General features: G+C 41.2%; 28 protein-coding genes. 15 read left to right on the top strand and 13 right to left on the bottom strand.

Annotated elements, in window-relative coordinates; translation table 11 throughout:
- Positions 1–2: 2 nt before the first annotated feature.
- Together AN390_RS01855 and AN390_RS01850 are read right to left on the bottom strand one after the other, a co-directional pair.
- Positions 3–521: a hypothetical protein gene (locus tag AN390_RS01855; protein WP_055252806.1), complete on the bottom strand. Its 519-nt coding sequence runs from the start codon at positions 519–521 to the stop codon at positions 3–5.
- Between the two features lie 4 nt (positions 522–525).
- On the bottom strand, positions 526–1,977 hold the full coding sequence (locus AN390_RS01850; RefSeq protein WP_055252805.1) for a HAMP domain-containing sensor histidine kinase: 1,452 nt from the start codon (positions 1,975–1,977) through the stop codon (positions 526–528).
- 301 nt (positions 1,978–2,278) lie between these two features.
- Between AN390_RS01850 and AN390_RS01845 the strand changes: the two genes are divergently transcribed.
- The 6 genes from AN390_RS01845 to AN390_RS01820 all read left to right on the top strand — a co-directional run bounded on the left by AN390_RS01845 (position 2,279) and on the right by AN390_RS01820 (position 6,121).
- Positions 2,279–2,512 carry a calcium dependent protein gene (locus tag AN390_RS01845; RefSeq protein ID WP_004586103.1) on the top strand — a complete coding sequence of 78 codons (234 nt, stop codon included), beginning with the start codon at positions 2,279–2,281 and terminating at the stop codon, positions 2,510–2,512.
- Between the two features lie 25 nt (positions 2,513–2,537).
- Complete coding sequence (locus AN390_RS01840; protein ID WP_004586102.1) at positions 2,538–2,765, top strand: hypothetical protein; 228 nt, start codon at positions 2,538–2,540, stop codon at positions 2,763–2,765.
- Positions 2,766–3,054: 289 nt separating this feature from the next.
- Complete coding sequence (locus AN390_RS01835) at positions 3,055–3,291, top strand: calcium dependent protein (RefSeq protein ID WP_024033183.1); 237 nt, start codon at positions 3,055–3,057, stop codon at positions 3,289–3,291.
- 8 nt (positions 3,292–3,299) lie between these two features.
- On the top strand, positions 3,300–3,536 hold the full coding sequence (locus AN390_RS01830) for a calcium-binding protein (protein WP_004586100.1): 237 nt from the start codon (positions 3,300–3,302) through the stop codon (positions 3,534–3,536).
- Positions 3,537–3,667: 131 nt separating this feature from the next.
- Positions 3,668–5,323, top strand: a complete 1,656-nt coding sequence (locus tag AN390_RS01825; protein WP_055252804.1) for an amidohydrolase — start codon at positions 3,668–3,670, stop codon at positions 5,321–5,323.
- A gap of 120 nt (positions 5,324–5,443) precedes the next feature.
- Entirely contained in the window at positions 5,444–6,121 is a 678-nt protein-coding gene (locus AN390_RS01820) for a FlgO family outer membrane protein (RefSeq protein WP_004586098.1), read from the top strand.
- A gap of 50 nt (positions 6,122–6,171) precedes the next feature.
- On the opposite strand, the gene AN390_RS01815 is transcribed toward AN390_RS01820, so the two are convergent.
- Positions 6,172–6,402, bottom strand: coding sequence for a YgjV family protein (locus tag AN390_RS01815; protein WP_004586097.1), 231 nt, complete (start codon positions 6,400–6,402; stop codon positions 6,172–6,174).
- A gap of 486 nt (positions 6,403–6,888) precedes the next feature.
- Here AN390_RS01815 and AN390_RS01810 point away from each other — a divergent pair, with 486 nt between their 5' ends.
- Complete coding sequence (locus tag AN390_RS01810; protein ID WP_004586096.1) at positions 6,889–7,545, top strand: Crp/Fnr family transcriptional regulator; 657 nt, start codon at positions 6,889–6,891, stop codon at positions 7,543–7,545.
- 144 nt (positions 7,546–7,689) lie between these two features.
- On the opposite strand, the gene AN390_RS01805 is transcribed toward AN390_RS01810, so the two are convergent.
- Positions 7,690–8,256, bottom strand: a complete 567-nt coding sequence (locus AN390_RS01805; protein ID WP_004586095.1) for a phosphoribosyltransferase — start codon at positions 8,254–8,256, stop codon at positions 7,690–7,692.
- Between the two features lie 182 nt (positions 8,257–8,438).
- Positions 8,439–9,734, bottom strand: coding sequence for an aminopeptidase PepB (gene pepB, locus AN390_RS01800; protein ID WP_054982768.1), 1,296 nt, complete (start codon positions 9,732–9,734; stop codon positions 8,439–8,441).
- 120 nt (positions 9,735–9,854) lie between these two features.
- On the opposite strand from pepB, the gene sfsA reads away from it, so the two are divergent.
- The 8 genes from sfsA (at position 9,855) to AN390_RS01760 (ending at position 16,204) form a co-directional block, all read left to right on the top strand.
- Positions 9,855–10,571 (top strand): DNA/RNA nuclease SfsA, encoded by a 717-nt coding sequence (gene sfsA / locus AN390_RS01795; RefSeq protein ID WP_055252803.1) that lies wholly within the window; start codon positions 9,855–9,857, stop codon positions 10,569–10,571.
- Between the two features lie 226 nt (positions 10,572–10,797).
- Entirely contained in the window at positions 10,798–11,241 is a 444-nt protein-coding gene (gene dksA / locus AN390_RS01790) for an RNA polymerase-binding protein DksA (protein ID WP_004586092.1), read from the top strand.
- Between the two features lie 16 nt (positions 11,242–11,257).
- A complete protein-coding gene (gene gluQRS, locus AN390_RS01785) occupies positions 11,258–12,202 on the top strand; it encodes a tRNA glutamyl-Q(34) synthetase GluQRS (RefSeq protein ID WP_055252802.1) in 945 nt (314 codons plus the stop codon).
- 234 nt (positions 12,203–12,436) lie between these two features.
- Complete coding sequence (gene pcnB, locus AN390_RS01780) at positions 12,437–13,768, top strand: polynucleotide adenylyltransferase PcnB (RefSeq protein ID WP_055252801.1); 1,332 nt, start codon at positions 12,437–12,439, stop codon at positions 13,766–13,768.
- A 4-nt stretch (positions 13,769–13,772) separates the two neighbouring features.
- The gene (gene folK, locus AN390_RS01775) at positions 13,773–14,258 is read left to right on the top strand and encodes a 2-amino-4-hydroxy-6-hydroxymethyldihydropteridine diphosphokinase (RefSeq protein WP_029773910.1); all 486 of its coding nucleotides are present in this window, start codon (positions 13,773–13,775) and stop codon (positions 14,256–14,258) included.
- A 30-nt stretch (positions 14,259–14,288) separates the two neighbouring features.
- Positions 14,289–15,083 carry a 3-methyl-2-oxobutanoate hydroxymethyltransferase gene (panB, locus tag AN390_RS01770; protein ID WP_055252800.1) on the top strand — a complete coding sequence of 265 codons (795 nt, stop codon included), beginning with the start codon at positions 14,289–14,291 and terminating at the stop codon, positions 15,081–15,083.
- Positions 15,083–15,931 carry a pantoate--beta-alanine ligase gene (gene panC, locus AN390_RS01765; RefSeq protein ID WP_004586087.1) on the top strand — a complete coding sequence of 283 codons (849 nt, stop codon included), beginning with the start codon at positions 15,083–15,085 and terminating at the stop codon, positions 15,929–15,931. Before panB ends, panC begins: the two co-directional genes overlap by 1 nt.
- A gap of 30 nt (positions 15,932–15,961) precedes the next feature.
- Positions 15,962–16,204, top strand: a complete 243-nt coding sequence (locus tag AN390_RS01760; protein WP_055252799.1) for a hypothetical protein — start codon at positions 15,962–15,964, stop codon at positions 16,202–16,204.
- Positions 16,205–16,296: 92 nt separating this feature from the next.
- On the opposite strand, the gene AN390_RS01755 is transcribed toward AN390_RS01760, so the two are convergent.
- The 8 genes from AN390_RS01755 to AN390_RS01720 form a co-directional block, all read right to left on the bottom strand.
- Positions 16,297–17,262 carry a PstS family phosphate ABC transporter substrate-binding protein gene (locus AN390_RS01755; protein WP_004586085.1) on the bottom strand — a complete coding sequence of 322 codons (966 nt, stop codon included), beginning with the start codon at positions 17,260–17,262 and terminating at the stop codon, positions 16,297–16,299.
- A gap of 115 nt (positions 17,263–17,377) precedes the next feature.
- Positions 17,378–18,685 carry a phosphate regulon sensor histidine kinase PhoR gene (phoR, locus tag AN390_RS01750; RefSeq protein WP_004586084.1) on the bottom strand — a complete coding sequence of 436 codons (1,308 nt, stop codon included), beginning with the start codon at positions 18,683–18,685 and terminating at the stop codon, positions 17,378–17,380.
- A gap of 58 nt (positions 18,686–18,743) precedes the next feature.
- A complete protein-coding gene (gene phoB / locus AN390_RS01745; protein ID WP_004586083.1) occupies positions 18,744–19,433 on the bottom strand; it encodes a phosphate regulon transcriptional regulator PhoB in 690 nt (229 codons plus the stop codon).
- 633 nt (positions 19,434–20,066) lie between these two features.
- Complete coding sequence (gene fba / locus AN390_RS01740) at positions 20,067–21,131, bottom strand: class II fructose-bisphosphate aldolase (RefSeq protein WP_004586082.1); 1,065 nt, start codon at positions 21,129–21,131, stop codon at positions 20,067–20,069.
- 203 nt (positions 21,132–21,334) lie between these two features.
- Positions 21,335–22,510, bottom strand: coding sequence for a phosphoglycerate kinase (locus AN390_RS01735; RefSeq protein ID WP_004586081.1), 1,176 nt, complete (start codon positions 22,508–22,510; stop codon positions 21,335–21,337).
- Between the two features lie 63 nt (positions 22,511–22,573).
- Positions 22,574–23,584, bottom strand: a complete 1,011-nt coding sequence (epd, locus tag AN390_RS01730) for an erythrose-4-phosphate dehydrogenase (protein ID WP_055252798.1) — start codon at positions 23,582–23,584, stop codon at positions 22,574–22,576.
- Between the two features lie 178 nt (positions 23,585–23,762).
- A complete protein-coding gene (locus AN390_RS01725; RefSeq protein ID WP_055252797.1) occupies positions 23,763–24,425 on the bottom strand; it encodes a peroxiredoxin-like family protein in 663 nt (220 codons plus the stop codon).
- A 79-nt stretch (positions 24,426–24,504) separates the two neighbouring features.
- Positions 24,505–25,233 carry an SIMPL domain-containing protein gene (locus AN390_RS01720; RefSeq protein ID WP_055252796.1) on the bottom strand — a complete coding sequence of 243 codons (729 nt, stop codon included), beginning with the start codon at positions 25,231–25,233 and terminating at the stop codon, positions 24,505–24,507.
- Positions 25,234–25,287: the final 54 nt, after the last annotated feature.

Here is a 25,287-nt window from a genome sequence, read left to right as displayed (position 1 = left end):
AATTACTGCTCCTTAGTGTCTTCGCGTAGTAACAGCTGCTGCTCTATGGTGGCTAAAGACGATAACGTTTGCTGCATTTTGTCATTTAACGCCTGCTGCTCTTTTAGAGCATTTATTTGCCGAGTAACATGCTGCTTTTGAAGCCATAAATATTGTTTTATTGGCTCAGGCCAAAAGTAGGCTAAATCGAGTTTTTGTAATCGTGTCATTACCTCCTCTGGTGCACTTGAGGTGTTAACACACATGAATTTAAAAAAACGTTTTAGCTCTTTTTCACCTAAATAAGTATGTAGGCTTGGTTTTACTTTAAAACCGCCACATTGATTAGCATGCCATGCAACAACACGTTCTGCGCTGGGGTAAACGGGGTCACTTTTAGGGCGCTTTTTAGGATTTGGCACCGCATTTTTTGCAGGCTTAACCTCCTGCGACACTGCTGTTTGTGTGTTATTTGTTTCACACCCAGCTAAAACAACCGTACTACTGAGCACACATAAAATAGCTATTAAACGCGTACGCATGCTATTAAACTCCTTGATTAATTAAAGGTATTTTTATTGTAAATAAGCAGCCTTGGGGCTGGTTATGCTCAACACTAAGCTGGCCTTGTAACTGCTCAACCGACTCTTTTACTATGGTTAAACCTAAGCCACTGCCTTGCAGCGTAACATCTTTATTATGCTTGCCTTGGTAAAATGCGCTGAATATCTGGGTTTTTTCTTGCTCTTTAATACCACAGCCTTCGTCGCGCACTTGCATTATTAATAGCTTTTGCTCAAGTGCTAAGGTTACATCAACACTTTGCCCTGTATTTGAAAATTTTAATGCATTAGAAATGAGCTGAATGAGGGTCATTTCTATCAGCTCTGCGGGTAATGCAAGTGGCTGTTTTGTTATGCTGTTGTGCCAATTTAAGCGTTGCTGCTTAGCCTTTAAACGGTGCTCAAAATGGCTGTTTATTTTATTTATTAAATTGCCAAATTCGACTTCGCTAACGCTGTCTTTACTGGTTCTGATAGCGTTATAACTAAGTAGGCTGTCAATCATAGTGCGCAAACGCACCATAGATTGGCTAATAAGCTCAAGTACGGCTTGCTGCTCTTTTGTAATGGGGCCGACTATTTCATCGCTAAGTAAATCGGTGCCCTCGACCATTGAAGCCAACGGCGTTTTAAGCTCGTGGGTTACATGGCGTAAAAAGGTATCTTTTTGTTGTTCAAGCATATGTAACTGCTCTTGCACCCATTGTAGTTTTTCGCCTAATTCCACTAACTCACTTGAGCCTTGCACTGCAATTTTTTGCTGCCAGTGGCCTTGCCCTAGTTTATCTATTACCGACGTAAGCCCTTTTAAGCGCTTACTTATGCGCCATAAAAAGCCCCCACCCACTAGTAAAGTAAGCGGAATAAGCGCCACTAACCAGTTAATAAACGAGCTTTGTAAAGTACTTAATTCACTTTGGTTGTTTTGAATTTGTGCTGCATTCGTATCGCGCAACCACACCGTAAGCTCAGCCACTAAATCGCTAATAGGCACAAACAATGCAGCATCTTGTTGGTTATTTTCAATTAAAGCTTGATGAGTGCTACGCAATGTTGTTGCTAAGCGGCGCCACTGCATAGTGTATTGCTGTGTGGCACTGGCTTGGCTGAGCGTGTCGATTGTTTGTAAGGAGGATTGCCACTTTTCGTTTATTAACGTGTCGAGCGACTCGCTTTTTAACACCCAGTTTTGTCGCGTTGCCCGCTCTAGGCTATTAAGCTCTTGCTTTAAAAAATTAAACGACTTAGTAACTTGGTAATTATTACTGACAATAAGCTGGGTAACAGCGAGCTGTTTGTTTAACGCATTTAAAAAAACAATAACCACCAAACTAAGCGGCAGTAACGACAGCAGCATACTAATTATAAACTGACCTATTAAGTTAGGCCGCCAATTAAGCATTGCACGATACTTTTTAGCCAACGTTACAGGCATTATCATTTCCTTTTATTATTTTAAGCGCCCTATTTTAGTTACTTACCTTATACTCTCGCTGAATCAACTTCTATATTTAACCCAATATATCCACCTGTTGCCATTTAGCAACACACTAAGCTATTGATAACTATATCAACGACTAATAGCACGTTCCGCCTGTTGCAAAAATAACACACATTTAAGTAAAAAATTCCGACTAGCGCCCCTCAAACAACATAAACCTTTGATTTTAAGCATTTATTTAAATTGGCACCATTTTTGTAATAGTGAGTGCAACTTTAATCAATAAGGAAATTAAATGAACAACCGCTTTTTAGTAATTTTACCCATGCTGGCTTTTGGGTTTATGGGCACAGATGCAATAGCTATGGACGTTCAAGCTACATTTAATGAGCTAGATAAAGACAGTAACGGCACACTTAGCGAATCAGAAGCGGGTGAAGATGCCGTACTACACGAAAACTTTTCACAAATAGACACTAACCAAGATGGCCAGTTGTCGCTAAGTGAATTCAAAAAGTTTATTCAGTAAATTCATTTAATTAGGGAACATGATTATGAAACAACTTATCGCAGCATTTGCATTAATGTTTTTAGCCATTAGCGCCACGGCTTTAGCCTCTTCTGTCAACATTCGCTTTGCTCATTTAGACAAAGATATGGATGGAGCAGTATCGCTTGCAGAAGCCAAACAAGATAAAGAAGTAATGAGGCAATTTGCCGATTTAGACGAAAACCAAGACAAGAAAATTTCTAAAGAAGAGTTTCAAAATTTTAAACCTTAATTGTGATTAAGCGCTTTAATAACAAACTCAATAGTAACGATGTTTAAGTCTTTTTCTCTGGCTAGAAATTTTAAGCAGTTAGCGCTAAAGCTGACTGCTTAAATTAGATTTATTATCCACCGCTGAAGTTAATTAAGTTTTACTTAAGCTTTTACCTAGTAAGGTAGGTTTCAAAAGCATTTGCCATAATCCCTGAGGGAATGTGTAAACGGATTTAATGTTGGGAAGTTAAATTATGGCAAGTGCTTTTTTTATTAATCTACAAACACTGTATGTTGGAAGGAAAACCATGAAGTGTGTTTTTTTTAGTGTTATCGCTATTACTATGATCAGCTTTAATGCTGTTGCGTTAGATGTTAAACAACGTTTTGATCACCTTGATGCCAATAAAAGCGGCTTCTTAACAGAAGACGAATTAGAGCCACAGCCTCAGCTACTCAGCACCTTTACTCGCTGGGATAAAAACCAAGACAAACAAATCTCGCTTCTTGAGTTTAAAGACTATTTAACCAATAACCTTTACTGAGTATAAGTATGAAGACTGTAAGCTATTTAGCGCTTGTTGCGCTGGGCCTTTTTAGCGATGTAAGCCTTGGCCAAAGTACAGAAGTTGCCGATAAATTTGAAAAGTTTGACCGTAACCACGATGGCTTTTTAACCCGTTCAGAAACTGCCATTGACCCCGCCCTTTGGTCGCGTTTTTCAAGTTATGATAAAGATAAAGACGGCAGACTTACTCTTTCGGAATATGGCATATACGCCAGTAAGTAACTCTTTTTTATAAGCGTAAGCGCTAAATTTTTAACAGCCCTTACGCTTTTAAGCTATCTACCTCAACATATTGGTATTCTAAAAGTGAGTTTGCTAGTGTTATTTTACTAACAATAAAAAATAACCAACTTATGCAACTCAAAAAACTATTTAACCCACTACTGCTTGCCGGCTTATTTGTAAGCAGCACTGCGATTGCGCAAACGCAGGTCATTTACAACGCTAATGGTTACACTCCCTTGTACCAAGGTGGTATTCAAACGTTTTCTACTTTAGTGATTAAAAACGGTAAAGTTGTTAAAACTGGTGATGATACGCTTAAAAACACTTTTCCTGATGCCACACTTATTGATGCCAAAGGTAATACGTTACTGCCAGGGTTGATTGACGCTCACGGGCATGTAATTGGCCTTGGCGATAACTTATCGCAACTTGATGTACGCGGCGCTAAATCGGTCGCTGAAATAACCACAAAGTTAGAACAATTTGCGAAAAATAAACAAGGCTGGATACTAGGGCGAGGCTGGAACCAAGAGCTGTGGAGCGACACGCGCTTTCCTACCGCCCAAGACTTAGACAAAGTAGTCAATGACCGTCCAGTGGTACTTTCGCGCGTTGACAGCCATGCAATTTGGGTTAACAGCAAAGCCTTAGAGCTGGCCGGTATTACCGCAGCCACTCAAGCCCCTGACGGCGGCGAAATTATTAAAGATGAATTTGGTAATCCAACCGGTATTTTTGTTGATAAGGCCGAGTCGTTAATTACCCAGCATATGAGCGCTCCTTCAAAACAAGCTATAAGCGACTCGTTAGATGCCGCAGGCGCGCACTTATTAAGCTTAGGCATTACCTCTACTCACGATGCCGGTATTGATAAAACCACCTGGGAAGTTTACAAAGAGCGCAGCGAGCAAGGTAATTTGCCACTAAGAATAGTCGCCATGCTAAGTGCTGCTAGCCCCGATTTAAAGCACATGCTTAAGGCAGGGCGCTATCAAGATGCAGCATCGTTTATGTCTATCCGCAGTGTAAAAGTATATGCCGATGGCGCATTAGGCTCGCGCGGGGCTGCGCTAATTGATGACTACGCAGATAGAAAAAACCACCACGGCCTTATGCTAGAAACCCAAGCCAAGCTTGAAGAATTATTTACTTTAAGCTTTAAAAATGGCTTTAGCGCCAACACTCATGCAATTGGTGATAAGGCAAATAAAGTGGTACTTGATGCGTATCAAAACGTGTTTAAGCAAACGGGCGGTATGTTACTGCGTAACCGTATTGAACACGCGCAAATAGTCACCCCTGATGACATTCCGCGCTTTAAAGCACTTAAAATCATTCCATCTATGCAGCCTGTGCATGCCACCTCAGATATGCATATGGCTCAGCAGCGCTTGACCGATAACCAATTACAAGGTGCATATGCATGGCAAACATTTTTAAAGCAAGGCTCTGTAATTGCAGCAGGCTCTGACTACCCAGTAGAGCTGGCAAACCCTTTTGATGGCTTGTATTCAGCCATTACCCGTATGGATCATAATATGCTGCCTGAGAGCGGCTGGCGCGCAAGCGAAGTGCTAAGCCGCGAACAAGCCTTAAGAGCGTTTACCCTCGGCGGCGCGTATGCAGCGCACCAAGAGTTTAAAATAGGCAGCTTAGAAAACGGAAAATGGGCAGACTTTATTTTAATAGACAAAGACTACTTTAAAGCCCCTGTCGATGAGATTTATAAAACACAGGTTTTACAGACTTGGGTAGCTGGAGAATTACGCTATAAAAAAGAATAGCTTATAAAACAGGCAAATTTAAAAATAAACAAAGTAATTACGAATATTTACTAAAGTAATCAAAAAGAGTGTCGATAAGTGAGGGAATTTAAAAAATCTCTTATGTTTCAGGAAGAAAACATGTTTTCAAAAAAACTATCGCTTACTTTATCGGCTCTTTTTACTTTATCACTTAGTGCATGCTCTACTCACCCAGTTTATAATGGCCACGCTTCGCATAATAATATTGGCCATCACAATAGCCATAATCGTTACACAGACGTTCATCAGCCACGCGTAAATAACTGGCAGTTCCCAGAAAATAACTACCGCCCTATTAACAGCAGTAAATTATTAAGTAACTATACAGAACAATTAGCAATGAAGCTGATTGAGAATATGAACTACATCAACAGTGGAACGCCTGTTGCAATTACTTCGTTTGTGAACTTAGATGACAATTTACAAACCACAAATATATTTGGTAATCACTTGGCTGAAAGCTTTATTACTGAAATGCAGGAGTTTGGCTTATCGGTAGTTGATTACAAACACACAGGCGCTGTGCATGTAACCCCGTTAGGTGATTTCTCGTTTAGTCGTAATGGTAAAGAAATTAAAGGTTACCCACATATTGAATACACTTTATCAGGCACTCTAACTTACACGAATCGTGGTGTAATAGTTAACGCTCGTATTATTGGGGCAAAGTCTAAAGTAGTGGTCTCATCGGCTAAAGGATTTATCCCAAGCTTTGTTGTTGAGTCACTTTATCCAACCCGTAGAACTGATGGCATTGTTTTAGACGCGGTGCTTTAAAACAAAAAAGGGTTAACTTAAATGTTAACCCTTTTTTTGAATTTTTAGCTTCACGCTTCTTTGACTTTAGGCTGTCGGTAGAGCTTTATAATATGGTACATATTTACCAGCGCTAATAAGCCATTAGTAAACGCAACAGGCACTGCACCAATAGCCACACCGTAAATAGTAAATACAATACAACCAAACATATTATACCAACGCAGTTTTACTACATCGGTCATTGTTAACGATGCAACCAAGAAAGCTGATGCAATATAACCTAAATATTCCCAACTCAATTGTTCTCTCCTACCCTTTAGGTTAGCATTACGCCAATGCTAACGTGTGGCACTTGTCAGTGTTACAACGTTTAATACCAATTCGCAATAATACTCAATCATTTTGTGGGGCTAAACGTGTCGCTACCTGCGTTAAAAAATGCTCATTTACGACTGCATGGATGCAGAAGGTAGAGCAATACAGGAGCAATTGCCGAGAACGACTAGATAGCGATTTTTTGCCTAGCTATCAACACGTTTTCCTAGCCTTAGAATTGATCACTTAATTAGGTTGATTGGTATAAAATAAAAAAACTAACTTGCTTAAAAAACCTTAAAAAGTATATTGGTTGTAGCCAATAGCTTCCTAAATCATTACACGGGAAATGAAGGTATTACGTACTTAGCAAGGCTAAATACAGTAGCAAGTTAGCGTAAATTCTTAGAGCCTTAATAATATCGTCATTAAGGTGTAATAAATAGGACAATTGTCCGAAGAGCATATTGATGTTTCAATACCATTTTTCTAGTTACCTTGTTGAACAATTACTCACTTTTGCAGGGAGTAGCTATCAACAATCAAAAAAAGAAGTGCTGATCCACCAAGATCAACCACTTAGTAAACTTGTGCTGGTGCGCAGCGGTACTATTTCATTTAGTTATGATGTAGGTAACGGACGCCGACTATTATTAGGCCAATTAGATTGCAACAACACCCTAATTGGTGAAATAGAAGCACTAAACAATAACCCATGTATTTATACGGTCACCTGTTTTAGCGATGTAACCTATAACTTAATAGAGCTTCGCCACTGGCGAGCATTACTACTCGAAAAGCCAGAGCTGAGCTTATACACCGCGCAAACCATTGCGGCTAAATTTCAAGAAAACCAAAAAATTAATTTAGATAAGTTACTGCTGCCTTTAAGCTACAACATAGCTAAAGACTGCTTACTACGAGCCGAGAACAATAACCCAACGCTACTGCGCGCATACCCAACCGTTAACGCCGAAGCAGAGCGCTTTGCAACCACTGAGCGAGCTTATCGTCGCGTAGTTACCGAGCTTGTTGAAAAAGGCTTAGTGCAGCGCAGCTCCCATGGGCTAAAAGCGGTCGATACACAAAGTTTAAGTGATTACGTAGACAGTTTTGCGCAGCTGTAAAAAAATCAGACACAAAAAAAGGCCGTAATGGCCTTTTTTAGTTTTTGTGGTATTTATTAGCACTGCGCTATAGCAGTAATTTATTTAAAACGAGTACACAAACACGCCCCCGCGCAAATAAACTCCTACTTAACGCTTTGGCAATTACTTATCTAATAAAATATCTTGGATATTTACTAAATCAGATTTACCTTCAATTATTTCATCTGGCGTTAAACCCGATAACTCATGTGGGAACACTAACCACTCTTCTGACTCATGAATAAAGTAATCTGGCACCATCTCTACTTTTGAGTTTTTAGGCTTATAGTACGGACATGCCACACGAATATCGCGTGGTAAGTTTAAGCGCATAAGCTCAGAAAGCTTTTCTTTTAGTGCAAATATACTGCGGCCAGAATCAAACACATCATCAACAATAAGCAGTGAGTCACCTGCATTAGCGTTTTCTACAATGTAGTGTAGGCCGTGTACTTTTATTTCTTTAGATTGCTTGCCAATACCGTAATAAGACGACGTACGCACCGCAATGTGATCAGTCTCAATGCCTTTGTAATCGTAGTATTCTTGCACAGCAATACCAATAGGTGCACCACCTCGCCAAATACCAATTATAAAGTCTGGACGAAAGCCATCTTTATAAACTTGTGCCGCTACGCGGAATGAATCTTCAAGTAGCTGTTGAGCTGTGATGTAGCACTTATCTGACATAGTTTAGAACCCCAGTGGTGAGTATAACATTTGAGTGTAGGCACTTTAGCCAATAATTAAACACCCAAACAGGTATTGGCGAAGGATTTTACCGTAAATAAAAATAAATTGCTTGCCTGCAAATAGCAAAATAGGCACCAATTGGTGCCTATTTTATGTATTAAACGCCTAGTTACGTACTATTAAGCTTTTTCTAACAATGTACGTGCCACTGTGCGCATACCTTGCGTAGTTGCACCTGCAGCCCATTGGCTAGTGCTACCCATATTAAATGCTGCAGCTAAATCAATGTGTACCCAACCTTTACCATCGTTTGGTACAAAGCGAGATAAAAAGCCTGCTGCATTTGATGCGCCGCCGTAACCGCCACCTTTTTGAGCACGGCTATTTGCCGTATCAGCATATGGAGATGGGCAGTTTTGCTGGTGCCATTTTTCAAGCGGAAGAGGCCATGCAGCTTCCATTTCTTGCGATGCAAAGTCTTCTACTTCGCGAACCAGCTCTTTATCAAGGGCAAATAATGCGTTGTACTCTTGCCCTACAGCAACGAGTGCAGCACCTGTTAGTGTTGCCGCATCGATAATTAGCTCTGCGCCAGTTTCGCCTGCAGCCATTAGGCCATCGGCAAGCACTAAACGCCCTTCAGCATCGGTGTTTACAATTTCAACGGTTGTGCCATTTTTGTAGGTTAAAATATCACCTAGTTTGTAAGCGTGGCCCGAAATTAAGTTCTCTGCACAGCATAAAAATAGCTTAATGCGTTTTTCTATACCGCGGTTAATAGCCAGTGCTAAACCCGCTGTTACCGTTGCCGCGCCACCCATGTCGCACTTCATTCCTAGCATACCTTCGCTAGATTTAATTGAGTAACCGCCAGAATCAAACGTAATACCTTTACCTACAAGCGCTGCGCTTACCGGTGCGTTTTCATCGCCTGTTGGGTTGTAATCAAGCTCAAGTAAAACAGGTGGACGCTCAGAGCCACGGCCCACAGCATGAATACCAATCCACTGTTGCTCTAATAACGCATCGCCTTTAATAATTTGGTAGCTTACGTGTTCAGGCGCTAACGATTGAATAAATTCGGCGGCTTTTTCAGCAAGGCTTTCAGGGTAAATGTCATCGGCTGTGCCGTTTACCATTTCTCGTGCCCACGTAGCTGAGGCTTTTAAATGCGCCAGCTCGTTTAGATCTGATTGTGCGTTATCAACAAATTCAACACCATGTAATGATTTAGGTGTTACAAAACCTTGGTAAAAAGCCCATTGGCTTTCTGTGCACCATGTATCGCCCGCAAGCTCAACCTGTTTAACACCTTGGCTTGCAATTGTTCGCGCCGCTTTTTGAACATTTTTTAATGTTTCTTGCTCAGATAAATGAACCGTTGCGCCTTGCTCGTTAAAAGACAACGCCGCGTTTTCGCCCCAATGGCTTGGTGCTGCTTGCTCGCTTAGTTGAACAACAAATTTTTCACTCATGTTAGAATACCCTTACACTTAAATGTGCCACCGAGTTTACTATAGTGAGTACAAGTTCCCAACAGCTTGAGATAAATAACATAAACCAACGCATCTGCAGCGTTTAGCATTGGAATTTAAATGAAATACACCCCAGCTTTACAGCCCGCCACATTATTAAAACGCTATAAACGCTTTTTAGCCGATCTCCAACTTAACGATGGAACTGAATTTACCGCCCACTGCGCCAACACCGGTAAAATGACAGGTTGCGCAGAGCCCGGTTTTAGCGCTTTTTATTCAACCAGCGATAACAGTAAACGAAAATACCCTCAGTCGTTAGAGCTCACTCAAAACTCCCTCTCGCAATTAATATGCGTTAATACCGCCGTGGCAAATAAAGTGGTCGAAGAGGCTATCAACAACCAGGTTATTACAGAGCTTAACGGCTATGAGCAGCTTCAAAGTGAAGTAAAATACGGCAGCGAAAACAGTCGTATCGACTTTTTACTCACCAGTGACAATAAACCCGCTTGCTATGTAGAGGTAAAGTCAGTCACTTTGTTAAGCGAAACCGCACCACAAAGTGGGCAAGGCTACTTTCCGGATGCGCAAACCGTGCGTGGGCAAAAACACATTCGCGAATTAATAGAAATGATCGAACAAGGCCACCGCGCAGTATTACTGTTCGCTGTTTTGCACCAAGGTATTAATACGGTGAGTGCAGCAAGCCACATAGATAAAAAATACAGCGACTTATTAAACCACGCGATTAAAAAAGGCGTGGAGGTGTACGCTTATAAGGCATCTATTTCACCAAATGAAGTAACGCTTAGTGAGAAAGTGGCCTTTAAATAAAAAATTTAACTTGCTTTTAAACTTTATGCCCATATAACTAGGCAAGTTTAAATACCGAAATAACGATTAATAAAGCATCAAAATCAAAATATGAGCCTTTTTAGTCAACACACTGGTTGAAGCTAATTCGATTAATTAAAAAATAAATTTGCCTAGGGTATAAGATTCTGCTATTTATACCGCCGGCTAATGCTGAGGCATTAAATTAAGGATTTAGGAGAGAGTTATGCCAGACCAACAAAGACATGGTTTATTGGCTCAAGCCGGTTTAGAACCATACCAAGAAAAGCCGGGCGAAGAGTATATGAATGAAGCACAACGTGCTCATTTTAAAGCGATTTTAGAAGCGTGGCGTAACGACTTACGTAATGAAGTTGACCGCACGAAATCGCATATGCAAGACGAAGCTGCCAACTTTCCTGATCCAGTTGACCGCGCTGCGCAAGAAGAAGAGTTCTCTTTAGAACTTCGTACTCGCGACCGCGAACGTAAACTGATCAAAAAAATTGAAAAAACAATTATCTTAATTAAAGAAGATGATTTTGGCTTTTGTGAGTCATGCGGAATCGAAATTGGTATTCGTCGTTTAGAGGCGCGTCCAACTGCAGATTTATGCGTAGACTGTAAAACCCTTGCAGAAATTAAAGAAAAACAAGCTGGGCGCGGTTAATTAAAATTAGTTAACTATGTCTCCTACAGCCGTTACCACGCCAAAGCGTGACTATCGCGGTCGATTTGCACCGTCTCCTTCTGGGCCACTTCATTTTGGCTCACTTGTGGCGGCTGTGGGCAGCTACCTTGATGCTAAAGTAAATCAGGGTAAATGGTTAGTGCGCATTGAAGATATAGACACCACCCGCGTGGTTAAAAATGCCGACACCCATATTCTAAATACCTTACAAGCCTACGGCCTTTACTGGGACGAATCCGTTGTTTATCAAACTCAGCGCCTACCTCTTTATCAAGAGGTAACAAATAAGCTGATCCACCAACAATGTGTATATGGTTGTCGCTGTTCTCGCAAACAAATAAAAGCCATGGGTGGCATTTACCAAGGTCACTGCAAAACGCTTAACTTATCAACAGAGCAAGGTGCACTTCGTCTTAGCCAACAGCACCCAACATGCCATTTTAACGATTTGATTCAAGGCGATATTACTGTAAATAGTGCATTAGCCCATGAAGATTACATAATAAAGCGCAGTGACGGATTATTTGCCTACCAACTAGTGGTGGTTATTGATGACATTGAGCAAGGTATTAATCGTGTGGTACGTGGCGCCGATTTAATCGAGCCTACAGCACGGCAAATCAGTTTATTTAAACAGCTTAATGCGCCCATCCCCCAATACGCACATTTACCCCTTGTGGTGGCCGAGCCTGGTTTTAAACTCTCTAAACAAAATTATGCGCCCGCTATTAGCACAGACAATCCAAAACCTGCGCTTATTGATGCGTTTGAATTTTTAAACTTACCTGTACATAGCCAATTGAATGATTTGTCTGTAGAGCAATTAATTACGTGGGCTATTAACGAATTTAGCTTAACAGCGGTGCCAAACATACCCGAAATTCAAATTTCGCAAGGTCAGCATCCAAACAGCACTAAATTTACGCATTTAAGCAAATAAAAAACTTAAAAACGGCTTAATTTCAGTCCATCAACTTAATTTTTATACCGCGCTGGTATATGATAGCCGCCTAAATAGAGGCTATTTACAATAAATACAAAGCACCGCACTATAATACCTAATTTATGTGCTTTTTGATTGCGATGACCAGCCAATCATCATTTCTGTAGGAGACAGATTATTATTTCCAAGCTTTTTCAATTTTGCAGGCAAATAATCGGCCCAAATGCCGATGTGCAAAGCACTCAAACAAGTGATGAACCGGTTGTTGTAACACGCGGCGAACATGGTATTTCACGTAAACAATTTAGCCCAAATGCAATCAAAGTACTTTACCGTTTAAAAGACGGTGGTTACGACGCTTACCTTGTAGGTGGTTGTATTCGCGATATATTGTTAGGTCAACAACCAAAAGACTTTGACGTTGTTACCAATGCCACCCCAGAGCAAGTTAAAAAACTATTTAGAAATTGCCGCCTAATTGGTCGTCGTTTTCGATTAGCACATATTGTTTTTGGTCGCGAAATTATAGAAGTAGCCACCATGCGCGGGCACCACGAAGCGCAAGAAGACAAAAACCAAATTAGCCAATCAAGCGAGCACGGGCAGTTACTGCGCGATAACGTGTTTGGTAGCATTGAAGAAGACGCCGAGCGCCGTGATTTTTCTATCAACGCGCTGTATTACTCTATTAACGATTTTTGTATATACGATTACGCCAATGGCTTAGCGGCCATACAAGCAAAACAAATTGAGTTAATTGGCGACCCAGAAACACGCTACCGCGAAGACCCTGTACGTATGCTACGTGCGGTGCGCTTTGCAACTAAGCTTGATATGAGCATAGCGCCAAAAAGCGAAAAGCCAATTACTGCGCTTGCCAGCCTACTTGATAACATACCGCCAGCGCGTTTATTTGAAGAAGTTCTAAAGCTGTTTTTAAACGGTAAAGCCGAAGCTAACTATTTAATGCTACGCCAATACGGCTTGTTTAAGTCGTTATTTCCGGTGCTTGATAAAATTTTAGATAAAAACCCTGGCGGCTTAGAAGCGGCGTTTATTCAGCAAATGTTTCAAAACACCGATAAACGCATAAATGCAGATAAAAAAGTAACGCCTGCGTTTATATTTGCTGCTTTAATGTGGTTTCCGCTGCTTGAGCGCACAACTAAAATTAAACAACAAGAACAGCTGTCTTACTTTGATGCCTTTGCTCAAGCCATGAATAAAGTTCTGAGCGAAAATGCCCAGCATATTGCAGTACCTAAACGCTTTACCTTAGGCGCGCGCGACATTTGGCATATACAGCAACGTTTAGATAAACGTGCCGGCCAACGCGCTTACAGACTTACCCAGCAGCCACGATTTAAAGCCGCTTATGACTTTTTATTATTACGAGTGGATGCCGGTGAGCACCAACATAGTGAGCTTGCCCAGTGGTGGACACAATACTTGAGCCTAGATATTAATGGCCAAAAAGAAATGGTAAAAAACCTAGGCCACCAAGGTGGACCAAAACCACGTAAACGTCCGCGCCGCCGCACCACTAAAAAGCCAGCTGAGTAATTGCATGCAGTGTGTATATTTGGGTTTAGGTGCCAACCTAAACTCACCCAAAGAGCAGCTTGATAACGCCGTTTGTGCGCTTAAAAAGCTGCCTCATTGTGAATTTATAAGTGTATCGCATTACTATGCAAGCAAACCAATGGGCCCACAAGATCAACCCGACTATGTAAATGCCGTAGCGTGTATTAAAACCGCGCTTGAACCTGAGCAATTACTTGATTTAACTCAAGCCATAGAGCTTGAACATGGGCGGGTAAGAAAAGCCGAACGTTGGGGGCCGCGTACGCTCGATATAGATACCTTACTGTTTGGTCAGCAAGTGATTAATACCCAGCGCTTAACTGTGCCACATTATGGCCTGTGCGAACGTGAGTTTGTAGTTTACCCTTTACTTGAGCTTGCCCCAGAACTGATTTTACCAAGCGGCATTGCATTAAAAACCATTGCGCAAGACTTACCGCTCAACGACTTACAACAATTACCTCTGTAATTAACCAAGGCTTATGCCTGCGAGGATATTATGTCTAAAATAACCGTTTCTACTTTAAATAAAATGAAAGCAGAAAATAACAAAATCACCGCATTAACCGCTTACGATGCCAGTTTTGCTAAGTTATTTCATGATAACGGTGTGGACGTTATTTTAGTTGGCGACTCTTTGGGCATGGTGCTGCAAGGTGGCGACGATACCCTAGGCGTAACCAATCAAGATATAGCCTATCATACCCGCTGTGTACGCGGTGGCAGCCGTGAGCTTTTTGTAATAGCCGATATGCCCTTTATGAGCTATTCAAATGTTAGCGACACCTGTAAAAATGCAGCAGAGTTAATGCGTGCAGGCGCTAATATGGTAAAACTTGAGGGCGGTGAATGGCTTTACGACAGCATTAAAAGTTTAACGCAGCAAGGGATTCCTGTTTGTGGCCATTTAGGATTAACGCCGCAATCAGTACACGTATTTGGAGGCTTTAAAATTCAAGGCCGCGAAGACGACAAAGCGCAAAAAATGATTGATGATGCAAAAGCCCTAGAAGCCGCAGGTGCTCAATTATTAGTGCTTGAGTGTATCCCAAGTGCGCTCGCTAAACGCATTACCGATGCCGTCACCATTCCTACCATAGGTATTGGCGCAGGTAATGTAACGGATGGCCAAATACTGGTAATGCACGACTTAGTCGGTATTTCGGCAGGATACATTCCTAAATTTTCTAAAAACTTTTTACTGGAAACTGGCAACATGCCAGATGCAGTTAAAAAATATTGTACAGACGTTAAAAGTGGCGCATTTCCAAGCGCCGAACATGAGTTTAAATAATGCAGTCAATTACTGAAATTAAATCATTACGTAGTCAAATTAAAGCTTGGCGCCAAGCAGGTTTAAGCGTGGCTTTAGTGCCAACCATGGGCAACTTACACCGCGGCCACTTTTCATTGGTTGAAAAAGCAAAAACAATGGCCGATAAAGTGGTTGTGAGTATTTTTGTCAACCCAATGCAATTTGGTGCCAACGAAGATTTAGATAGCTACCCGCGTACATTAAACGAAGACAAACAAGGCTTAGCCGACTTAAACACCGATATTGTGTTTACCCCAAGCGTAGACACCATTTACCCAAATGGGCTTGGTGAGCAAAGCTTTGTAGATGTACCTGGCGTATCTATGGGGTATTGTGGCGGCACGCGCCCAGGACACTTTAGAGGCGTAGCCACGGTAGTGACTAAGTTATTTAATTTAGTACAACCAGATTATGCATGCTTTGGCGAAAAAGACTTTCAGCAGCTGCAAGTGATTAAAACCATGGTACGCGATTTATCAATTCCGGTTGAAATTGTTGGTGTACCGACCATGCGTGAAGTTTCAGGCTTAGCTATGAGCTCGCGAAATGGCTATTTATCTGCAGAGCAAAAAGCCACGGCTACCGCATTATTTAAAACACTAAACAGTTGCGCTGAGCAGCTCAAAGCAGGCAATACCGATTATAAAGCACTTGAGCAAAGCGCACAGCTTAGTTTAGAGCAAGCCGGCTTAAAGCCTGATTATTTTGAGATAGCTCAACGAGATACATTAAAAGCTGCTACACTTGATGATACACAACTTGTTATTTTAGCTGCCGCCTTTTTAGGCAATGTTAGATTAATCGACAACTTACAAGTTGAGATTTAACAAAAGCGCAGTTCAACGTTAAGGATAAGCATGCAAACATTTATTAAAACGAGTGCCCTCGCCCTTTCATTTTCATTTTCATTGTTAGCAGCTTGCCAAAATCAAGTGAAAAACCCTGAGTTAAACCAATGTGCACAACAAAACTATCAGTGCGAAAATAGTTGCGATCAGCAATCAATTGACAAAGGTTTAAAACAGCAAGTGTGCTCTGCCAAATGTGTAGAGAGCTATAATCAGTGTAAAGCACAAGCGCAAAAGCTGACTGATCTGTAATCGCTTTTTAGTAAGTTAGTCTGTTTTACGTTTTAAATTTTACACAAAAAAAAACCGCTCATTGAGCGGTTTTTTTATTGGTTGGGTTTAAATTATAAACCTAACTTTTTAAGCTCTGCTTCTACTAACTTAGCAGATAGTGGTACGTAACCATCTTTTTCAACGATTTTTTGACCGTCTTTAGAAAGTACCATTTTTAAGAACTCAGCTTCAATTGGTGAAAGCGGCTTATTAGGGTGCTTGTTCACGTACACGTATAAGAAACGAGAAAGTGGGTATTTACCTTTAGCAACATTATCAAGCGTTGCATCTACGTAGTTAGTGCCTTTTTTAGATAAAGGAACCGTACGTACACCCGACGTTTTGTAACCAATACCTGAGTAACCAATCGCGTTTAATGAAGATGAGATTGACTGTACAACAGAGGCTGAACCTGGTTGCTCATTTACGTTGTTACGGAAGTCACCTTTACACAGCGCTTTCTTTTTAAAGTAACCGTAAGTACCTGATACAGAGTTACGTCCGTATAATTGAATGTCTTTTGCAGCCCAGTCGCCCGTTAGGCCAACATCGCTCCAGCGGTTAACTTGCTCAGACGCACCACATTTACGAGTAGATGAAAAAATAGCATCTACTTGGTCAATACGTAAGCCTTCAATTGGGTTATCTTTGTGTACAAATACCGCTAGTGCATCAATCGCTACACGTACTTCTGTAGGCTTGTAACCGTAGCGTTTTTCGAACGCTTCGATTTCTTTTGATTTCATTTTACGGCTCATAGGACCCATGTTAGAGGTGCCTTCGGTAAGCGCTGGTGGAGCAGTAGACGAACCTGCCGCTTGAATTTGAATATTTACATTAGGGTAAATACGTTTGTACTCTTCAGCCCAGAAAGTCATCATGTTAGCTAAAGTATCAGAGCCTACAGATGAAAAGTTACCTGAAACGCCGTTAATTTTTTGATATTCAGGAATTGCGTCGTCAAGAGCAACAGCCTGTGCAGATACTAATGTTGTAACAGCCACACCCATTGCGGCAACTAAGTTTTTAAATTTCATGCGGGGTTCTCCGATTTGTTCGTCCCATTTCCTAACTGTCGTCTACTGTAAAGTGAGTAGATGACAGTTACATTACTCTTAAATGACACTTTTATGACTTTGCTTTTTATTGCCTTTAACTTGCTAAGTTAACAAGCTTATCCTTTGAAAAGTCGAAAGAAAAACACGAGCCTTTACCAAGCTCACTGCTTATATTTAATTTACTATCGTGACGTGTAAGCACATGTTTAGTAATTGCTAAGCCTAAACCTGAGCCACCGGTTGTGCGACTCCTTGCTTTATCTACGCGGTAAAAGCGCTCAGTTAAACGATTTATATGCTCTGGTGCAATACCATCGCCATTATCATTTACGCTAAAATGCGCAAGCCCCTCTTTACGCTGCCAGGTAACAACAATTTTTCCGCCCGCTTTAGTGTAATGTATAGCGTTAAACACTAAATTAGAAAATGCACTGCGTAGCTCATCTTCAGAGCCTTTAATATCAAGCTCATTATCTATATCAAAAATAAGCTCATGGCCTTTATCTTGGTTTATAGATTGCGCTTCGGTTTTAATGTAGTTGAGCATTTGCGGCACATTAATGGCTTTGTCGTTGTCTTGCCTACGCGCCCCTTCAATACGCGAAAGAGATAAAAGCTGATTAACTAAGCTGTCCATACGCTTACATTGCTCAAGCATGGTATTTTGCGCTTTATTCCACATTGCAGGCGGTGGCATCATATCGCCATCCATCATCTCAAGGTAGCCAGTAACAACCGTAAGTGGCGTACGCAGCTCATGTGATACATTGGCAACAAAATCTTTGCGCATTTGCTCTAGCTGCTTTAGGCGTGTTACATCACGTACTACCACCATAAGCTGCGTGTTGGCATACGGCATTACCCTAAATTCAAGCACTTGGTCAACAATATGTCCGTTATCAAGCTCTAATGGCTCTTCAAATTCACCGCGCAGCATGTACTTGGCAAATTTAGGTTCGCGTATTAGGTTATCTAGGCGCTGGCCATGATCGGTCGGCCATTGGAGCCCCAATACTTTAAGTGCAAGTTGGTTACACCAAACAATGCTTAAATCACTTTGCAACACCACTACGGCATCGGGTACGGCTTCAGCTCCATCGCGAAAGCGACGAATTAAATCGGCCAGTTCATTGCGTTTTTTACGATTACGGTGCTGTAAATGATAAATGCCTTCAAATACTTGTTCCCACGCACCCTCGCCCTCTGGTGGGTTAAAGCTACGTTGATTTAAAAGCCAATCGCTTAAGCGATAAAGTTGATGATAATGCCAGACTAAAAGAGAAGAAGTGCCTAAAAATAAAAGCAAAAATGGTGCACCAATAAGCACACCAACTAATAACAGGGGTAAAAAATAGATAAACAGACGTTTTACTAACGCCTGTTTATTAATAACTCGATACATACACTCACTTTACCTTTGAGTAGTAATTTATGCGTACTCACACCCTAGCTGCGGTACCTTATAATTTACTAGAAAAACGATAACCTGCACCACGTACTGTTTGTACTAAGCGATCATGCCCCAGCGGTGCAATCGCTTTGCGTAAACGACGTATGTGCACATCAACTGTACGGTCTTCTACGTACACATTAGTTCCCCAAACATGGTCAAGCAGTTGCTCACGGCTATAAACACGCTCTGGGTGAGTCATAAAAAAATGTAATAATCTAAATTCGGTTGGGCCCATATCAAGCTCGCTTCCCTCAGAGGTAACGCGGTGCGATATTGGGTCTAAACGCAAGCCATGTACTTCTATGGCTTCTTCTAATGAGGTAGGCGATACACGGCGAATAACCGCTTTAATACGAGCCATTAACTCTTTAGGAGAAAAAGGTTTAGTGACGTAGTCATCTGCCCCTACTTCTAGGCCGCGTACTTTGTCTTCTTCTTCGCCGCGGGCTGTAAGCATAATGATTGGAATTTGGCGTGTGTATTCACTTTGCTTAAATTGCTTAGCAATTTGAATACCGCTACCACCTGGTAACATCCAATCGAGTAAAACCATATCTGGGTATGGTTCAACCATAGCTGCAATTGCAGAATCGTAATCTTCTGCTTCAATTGCTTGAAATCCATTTTGCTCTAAAACAAAAACTAACATCTCTCTGATAGGAGCTTCATCATCTACGACTAGTACTTTACGTGACATTCCAAATTATCTCTTACGCTATCGAATTAGTTTTCATTATTATGACTAAGTATGACATTTTTATGAAAGTGTAACGTGTAAATTAAAATCCTGGTAAAAAAAACACAAAATAGTGACAAAAAACCTCATTAACGTCATATTTTTAAAACTATTTTGCAAATTACGGTTAATCAAAACATATTTACAAAAAGATGACAGTTTTATTTCTAAGTAGATACTCATAGCGGGATCATTGCTTTACTAACACAGTAAAAAACCAGATACGAAACTGAGTTTGCACTGGAAGATGTCATTACGTGGTTAAAAATAGATCTGTTTTTTACTAAGCAGCCTATAAAAAGATCAGATTTTTACTAAGCCGATCGGGTTTGGGATCACGGTTATACTTAGTCAAACAACTAAGCATCTGATCTATTGTACAAATAAAAAACGATCTGATTGATTGAGCGCCTAACATGGCGTAAATTTATGCGCTAGTTGGTAAATAAATGATCCGAATGCGGGGCGGTTAGTAAATCAGTGATCCCATTTTATTAAGTTGGTACAACAGTGATCCCAGTGCTTTGCGGTATAAAAAAACCAGCTGGATTACGCCAGCTGGTTTTTATAACGCTATTTATTAATCAAAGATCATTATTTAATTTGTGGGTCTAACTCACCACTTAAATATTTAAGGTGCATGTCATCAAGTGAAATTGGCTTAATTTTACCTGCTTGACCAGCTGTACCAAACGCGTTGTAACGCGCAACACAAATCTCTGTCATTGCTTTAGTTGCTTCTGCTAGGTATTTACGCGGATCGAAGTTAGATGGGTTAAGCGCCATATGACGGCGAATAGCACCGGTAGAGGCCAGGCGTAAATCGGTATCAATATTTACTTTACGTACACCGTATTTGATCCCTTCTACAATTTGCTCAACAGGTACACCGTACGTTTCAGGAATTTCGCCACCGTATTGATTTATGATCTCTAACCACTCTTGTGGTACAGACGACGATCCGTGCATTACTAAGTGCGTGTTCGGGATACGTGCGTGAATTTCTTTAATACGATCAATCGCTAAAATGTCATCTGTGGGTGGGCGCGTAAATTTATACGCACCGTGCGATGTTCCACAAGCAATTGCCAAGGCATCAACATGGGTTTTATTTACAAAATCAGCGGCTTCTTCTGGGTCGGTAAGCATTTGATCAGTAGTTAGTTTACCTTCTGCGCCTACACCATCTTCTTCGCCCGCTTCACCGGTTTCAAGTGAGCCAAGTACACCTAGCTCGCCCTCTACCGATACGCCACAAGCATGTGCCATAGCCACGGTTTCGCGTGTTACTTCTACATTATATTCGTAGCTTGATGGGGTTTTTCCGTCAGTCATTAATGAGCCATCCATCATAACTGATGAAAAGCCAAGTTGAATTGAGCGTTGGCAAACACCGGGTGAGGTACCGTGATCTTGGTGCATTACTACTGGAATGTGCGGCCATTCTTCAACGGCTGCTAAAATCATGTGGCGGATAAATGGAGCACCAGCATAAGCACGTGCGCCTGCTGATCCTTGAACAATTACTGGGCTGTTTGTTTTATCAGCCGCTTCCATTATTGCGCGCATTTGCTCTTGGTTATTCACGTTAAAGGCTGGAACGCCGTAACCGTGTTCAGCTGCATGATCTAAAAGTTGTCGCATACTGATTAAAGCCATTGGGTATTCTCCAATTTATCGACAGCAGTCTCCTGCCATCTAGTTTGAACGGATATGTTAGTTTGACGCAATCACTGCGCCACAAAATAAAGCAATTTACACTGCTTAGTTTTGTCTTAATTAACTATTAAATAAGGGTGAGAGGTATTTAATAATTAATCGTTGGTGAGGGTTTCCCCTCACCTAATGCGGCTAAAAATTTATTATTTAGCGCGCGACTCTAGCATTTCTACTGCTGGAAGTTTTTTGCCTTCTAAAAACTCTAAGAACGCACCACCACCGGTAGAAATGTAAGATACTTTATCGGCAATGCCGTATTTATCAATTGCCGCTAAAGTGTCACCACCGCCTGCAATCGAAAACGCATTAGAGTTAGCAATTGCCTGAGCAATAGCACGTGTACCATTACCAAACTGATCAAACTCAAATACGCCAACTGGGCCATTCCATACAACAGTACCGGCGTTTGCAATAATTTTTGCAAGCTGGCTGGCTGTATCAGGGCCAATATCAAAAATCATGTCATCGCTTGTTACTTCGCTTACATCTTTAAGCGTAGCGACTGCAGAGTCTGAAAATTCATTACCTACCACAACATCAGTCGGTACCGGAATTTCACCATCGTTTGCTTTAGCTGCTGCACATAAACGATTTGCTTCATCCATTAAATCAGCTTCATAAAGTGATTTACCAACCGGATGACCCGCAGCAGCAATAAAGGTATTAGCAATACCGCCACCTGTTACAAGCTGATCTACAATCGTTGAAAGCGAGTCTAAAACAGTTAATTTAGTTGATACTTTAGAACCACCTACAATGGCCACTAATGGGCGTGCTGGGTTATCTAGTGCTTTACCTAGTGCTTCAAGTTCTGCTGATAATAACGGGCCAGCACAGGCAACATCTGCAAATAAGCCAACGCCATGAGTAGACGCTTGTGCGCGGTGCGCGGTGCCAAATGCATCCATTACATACACATCACACAGTGCAGCAAGTTGTTTTGATAAGGCTTCGTCGTTTTTCTTCTCGCCTTTATTAAATCGTACGTTTTCAAATACAACTACTTCGTTATCGGCAACTTCAACGCCGTTTAAGTAGTCTTTTTCAAGGCGTACATTTTGCTCAAGTGCATCGTTTAGGTAATCGGCTACAGGGGCAAGTGAAAATTCGTCATCGTACTCGCCTTCCGTAGGGCGGCCAAGGTGCGACATAACCATTACTTTAGCGCCTTTTTCAAGAGCTAGCTTAATAGTAGGTAGTGCAGCACGAATACGTGCATCTGAGGTCACTTTACCTGCTTTAACTGGTACATTTAAATCTTCACGAATTAATACGCGCTTGCCGTTTAAATCTAAATCTGCCATTTTTATGACCGACATAACATCTCCTTAGTTAACGATACTTGAACCTGAAAAATAAATTTTAAAATTATTATAAAATGCTTACTTAGCCATCATCGCACGTGCTGTATCTAGCATGCGATTGGCAAAACCCCATTCGTTATCACACCAAACAAGTAACTTTATCAGGCGTTTGTGACTAACGCGTGTCTGCGTGCCATCAATAATACAAGAATGTGGGTCGTGATTAAAATCAACCGATACCAATGGCTCTTCGGTGTAACTTAAAATACCTTCTAAGCGGTCTTTTGCTTGGGCTTTAAGTGCCGTATTTACCGCGTTTAAATCTACATCGGCATTTACTGTAACACTTAAATCCATTGCCGTTACGTTAATTGTCGGCACGCGAACCGCAATGGCTTCAAAGCGCCCTTCAAATTTGGGTAAAATGCGGTCTATTCCTCGTGCTAATTTTGTATCAACTGGAATAATAGACTGACTCGCAGCGCGGGTACGACGTAAATCATGATGGTACGCATCAATCACTTGTTGATCGTTCATCGACGCGTGAATAGTGGTAATAGCGCCCGATTCAATGCCAAACGCATCATCTAGCACTTTAATAACAGGCACCACACAGTTTGTAGTACATGAGCCGTTAGATACTATAGTGTGCTCGCGTTTGAGCTCATCATCGTTAATGCCATACACAATGGTGGCATCTACATCGTTATCAGCTGGGTGCGAAAACAACACCTTTTTAGCACCCGCAGTAATGTGTAATTGTGCATGCTCGCGCGAGTGATAAACACCGGTACATTCAAGCACTACATCTACATCAAGGGTTTGCCAAGGTAATTCTACTGGGTTTTCTTCACAAAATAGTGCAATGGTATCGCTTGCAACGCTAATGGTGTCTTCACCAAGTTTTACAGGAAAAGAAAAACGACCGTGGGACGTGTCGTATTTTAATAAATGAGCAATAGCTTCAGGGTCAGCAAGTTCGTTAATCGCAACAATTTTTATCTCGTTGCTCAAACCTGACTCGTACAACGCGCGGACAATATTTCGACCAATACGACCAAAACCATTAATTGCAAGTTTGATTGCCATGAAATATAAAATCCACTCTCTTTACGTGCAGACAAAGGCATCGATGCCTTTTAGATGGCTGTATTGTAATCGACCTTGAACATTATTATAAGAGGGAGCGATTAGAAACTTTAAATTAACCCAAAAGTAGCTAATTTACTTGGCTACTTTTGGGCATAAAGCGAGCTTGCTTGAGTGCTTACTGTAGTGCTTTTAAAGCATTAATTATATCTTGTGGCTCTGAGCGGGTGCGGTAATCAACATCGACATAGCGCCACGTCACTTTACCTTCGCTATCTAAAACAAACGTGGCAGGGATAGGTAAAATACTGCCGTTGCCGTTATTAAGCGACTCTAAATCAAGGCCGCGGTCTTCGCGCATATGCTCTAATAAAAATGCAGGTACTTGCCACGCTACGCCATAGCTTGCTGCTATATCTGCATTTTGGTCACTCAGCACAACAAAATCCATATTACGTATGTCGTTTTCGCTCATTGAGCCATCGGGCGCTTGTGGGCTAATAGCCACCAGCTGTGCGCCTAATGCGTGAATTTCAGGTAGGCGTGACTGCAATGCTTTTAGCTGTAAATTACAATAAGGGCACCAACTACCACGATAAAAAGTTATAACCACAGGCCCTTTTGCAAGTAGCTCATCTAATAAAACTTGCTCACCGTGCTGGTTAGGCAGTTCAAAGCGTGGGGCATTTTGATCTAAATTAAGTGCATTTGCCCCTTCTTGAAACGCTTTTGCCTGAGCAATGGTTTCATCAACGCCTTTCATAAAATCAGGATTACCTTTTCGCCCTGCTGCTATTTTTGCTTCGGTTTGTGCTTTTAATGTGTTGCTTTCATCGCTCATAGTATTGCTACCTTCAAATTAATCAAAAACATAAAACTAGCTTACAGTACGAACATGTATTTGAAATGAAATTATTAATTTAATCAGTTATCTCTAAATCAAACACCACGTTTATGGATGATTTAAAGCTTATTGTTGCCTGTAAATCGTTACTAAGTATTTGAGGAAAAGAGTTATTATCATACTGCGCCCTGTGCATCTTGGTTATAGCTGTACTAAAACCACTGTCATAGTTGTTTTTAGTTGAGCGAATAGTGCGTACTTCACCTACTTTTGCATTGAATGAATCAGCAAGTAAATCCGCTTTTATTTTTGCATCTTCAATTGCTAACTGTGTGGCTTGCGCTTGTAATTGCTCAAATTTTGAAGATAAAAACGCAATATTTTGAATCGCATTTACTTCTTGGTTCAATAAAAAATCGGTTAAATCGCTCACACGCTCAATACTGTTTAGCGTTACTTCAAACGTTCTTATCGCTGCGTATTCGCTAAGTGCCTGATGCCCTGTTTCAATATAATCCATTCCTGTTTTTTCAATTTTAACGTTTGAGGCAACTACGTCATCGGCGCTTATTTCAAATTGATTGAGCCCATCTATTAATAACTTCACTTTATTCTCAAGCGCGTTATTGGCGGCATTCGGCTCATTTTTAACACTATTCACCTTAAATAGTATTTTAGCCATGTCAGGCTCAACTAATACCTCAGCAGTGCCTTGCACTGAGATATGACGATTGGCAGGTAAGCTCGAATTAGCACAAGCGATCACAGGGAATAAGGTTAGAAGAATAGTGGTAATGAGTCTCATAATTTGTCCTGAATAAGTGCCATGCTTGGTTATGCGTCCATACTAATAAATAGC

Origin of the sequence: Pseudoalteromonas sp. P1-11 (assembly GCF_001399995.1) — a bacterium.
GTDB lineage: Bacteria > Pseudomonadota > Gammaproteobacteria > Enterobacterales > Alteromonadaceae > Pseudoalteromonas > Pseudoalteromonas atlantica.
The sequence above is the reverse complement of the archived record's forward strand: the minus strand, read 5'-3'. Positions and strand labels throughout refer to the sequence as shown.

Excerpts from the sequence above, each read along its gene's own strand:
- AN390_RS01855 (WP_055252806.1), bottom strand. The coding sequence starts at position 521 with ATGCGTACGCGTTTAATAGCTATTTTATGTGTGCTCAGTAGTACGGTT.
- AN390_RS01850 (WP_055252805.1), bottom strand. The coding sequence starts at position 1,977 with ATGCCTGTAACGTTGGCTAAAAAGTATCGTGCAATGCTTAATTGGCGG.
- AN390_RS01845 (WP_004586103.1), top strand. The coding sequence starts at position 2,279 with ATGAACAACCGCTTTTTAGTAATTTTACCCATGCTGGCTTTTGGGTTT.
- AN390_RS01840 (WP_004586102.1), top strand. The coding sequence starts at position 2,538 with ATGAAACAACTTATCGCAGCATTTGCATTAATGTTTTTAGCCATTAGC.
- AN390_RS01835 (WP_024033183.1), top strand. The coding sequence starts at position 3,055 with ATGAAGTGTGTTTTTTTTAGTGTTATCGCTATTACTATGATCAGCTTT.
- AN390_RS01830 (WP_004586100.1), top strand. The coding sequence starts at position 3,300 with ATGAAGACTGTAAGCTATTTAGCGCTTGTTGCGCTGGGCCTTTTTAGC.
- AN390_RS01825 (WP_055252804.1), top strand. The coding sequence starts at position 3,668 with ATGCAACTCAAAAAACTATTTAACCCACTACTGCTTGCCGGCTTATTT.
- AN390_RS01820 (WP_004586098.1), top strand. The coding sequence starts at position 5,444 with ATGTTTTCAAAAAAACTATCGCTTACTTTATCGGCTCTTTTTACTTTA.
- AN390_RS01810 (WP_004586096.1), top strand. The coding sequence starts at position 6,889 with ATGTTTCAATACCATTTTTCTAGTTACCTTGTTGAACAATTACTCACT.
- AN390_RS01805 (WP_004586095.1), bottom strand. The coding sequence starts at position 8,256 with ATGTCAGATAAGTGCTACATCACAGCTCAACAGCTACTTGAAGATTCA.
- pepB (WP_054982768.1), bottom strand. The coding sequence starts at position 9,734 with ATGAGTGAAAAATTTGTTGTTCAACTAAGCGAGCAAGCAGCACCAAGC.
- sfsA (WP_055252803.1), top strand. The coding sequence starts at position 9,855 with ATGAAATACACCCCAGCTTTACAGCCCGCCACATTATTAAAACGCTAT.
- dksA (WP_004586092.1), top strand. The coding sequence starts at position 10,798 with ATGCCAGACCAACAAAGACATGGTTTATTGGCTCAAGCCGGTTTAGAA.
- gluQRS (WP_055252802.1), top strand. The coding sequence starts at position 11,258 with ATGTCTCCTACAGCCGTTACCACGCCAAAGCGTGACTATCGCGGTCGA.
- folK (WP_029773910.1), top strand. The coding sequence starts at position 13,773 with ATGCAGTGTGTATATTTGGGTTTAGGTGCCAACCTAAACTCACCCAAA.
- panB (WP_055252800.1), top strand. The coding sequence starts at position 14,289 with ATGTCTAAAATAACCGTTTCTACTTTAAATAAAATGAAAGCAGAAAAT.
- panC (WP_004586087.1), top strand. The coding sequence starts at position 15,083 with ATGCAGTCAATTACTGAAATTAAATCATTACGTAGTCAAATTAAAGCT.
- AN390_RS01760 (WP_055252799.1), top strand. The coding sequence starts at position 15,962 with ATGCAAACATTTATTAAAACGAGTGCCCTCGCCCTTTCATTTTCATTT.
- AN390_RS01755 (WP_004586085.1), bottom strand. The coding sequence starts at position 17,262 with ATGAAATTTAAAAACTTAGTTGCCGCAATGGGTGTGGCTGTTACAACA.
- phoR (WP_004586084.1), bottom strand. The coding sequence starts at position 18,685 with ATGTATCGAGTTATTAATAAACAGGCGTTAGTAAAACGTCTGTTTATC.
- phoB (WP_004586083.1), bottom strand. The coding sequence starts at position 19,433 with ATGTCACGTAAAGTACTAGTCGTAGATGATGAAGCTCCTATCAGAGAG.
- fba (WP_004586082.1), bottom strand. The coding sequence starts at position 21,131 with ATGGCTTTAATCAGTATGCGACAACTTTTAGATCATGCAGCTGAACAC.
- AN390_RS01735 (WP_004586081.1), bottom strand. The coding sequence starts at position 22,510 with ATGTCGGTCATAAAAATGGCAGATTTAGATTTAAACGGCAAGCGCGTA.
- epd (WP_055252798.1), bottom strand. The coding sequence starts at position 23,584 with ATGGCAATCAAACTTGCAATTAATGGTTTTGGTCGTATTGGTCGAAAT.
- AN390_RS01725 (WP_055252797.1), bottom strand. The coding sequence starts at position 24,425 with ATGAGCGATGAAAGCAACACATTAAAAGCACAAACCGAAGCAAAAATA.
- AN390_RS01720 (WP_055252796.1), bottom strand. The coding sequence starts at position 25,233 with ATGAGACTCATTACCACTATTCTTCTAACCTTATTCCCTGTGATCGCT.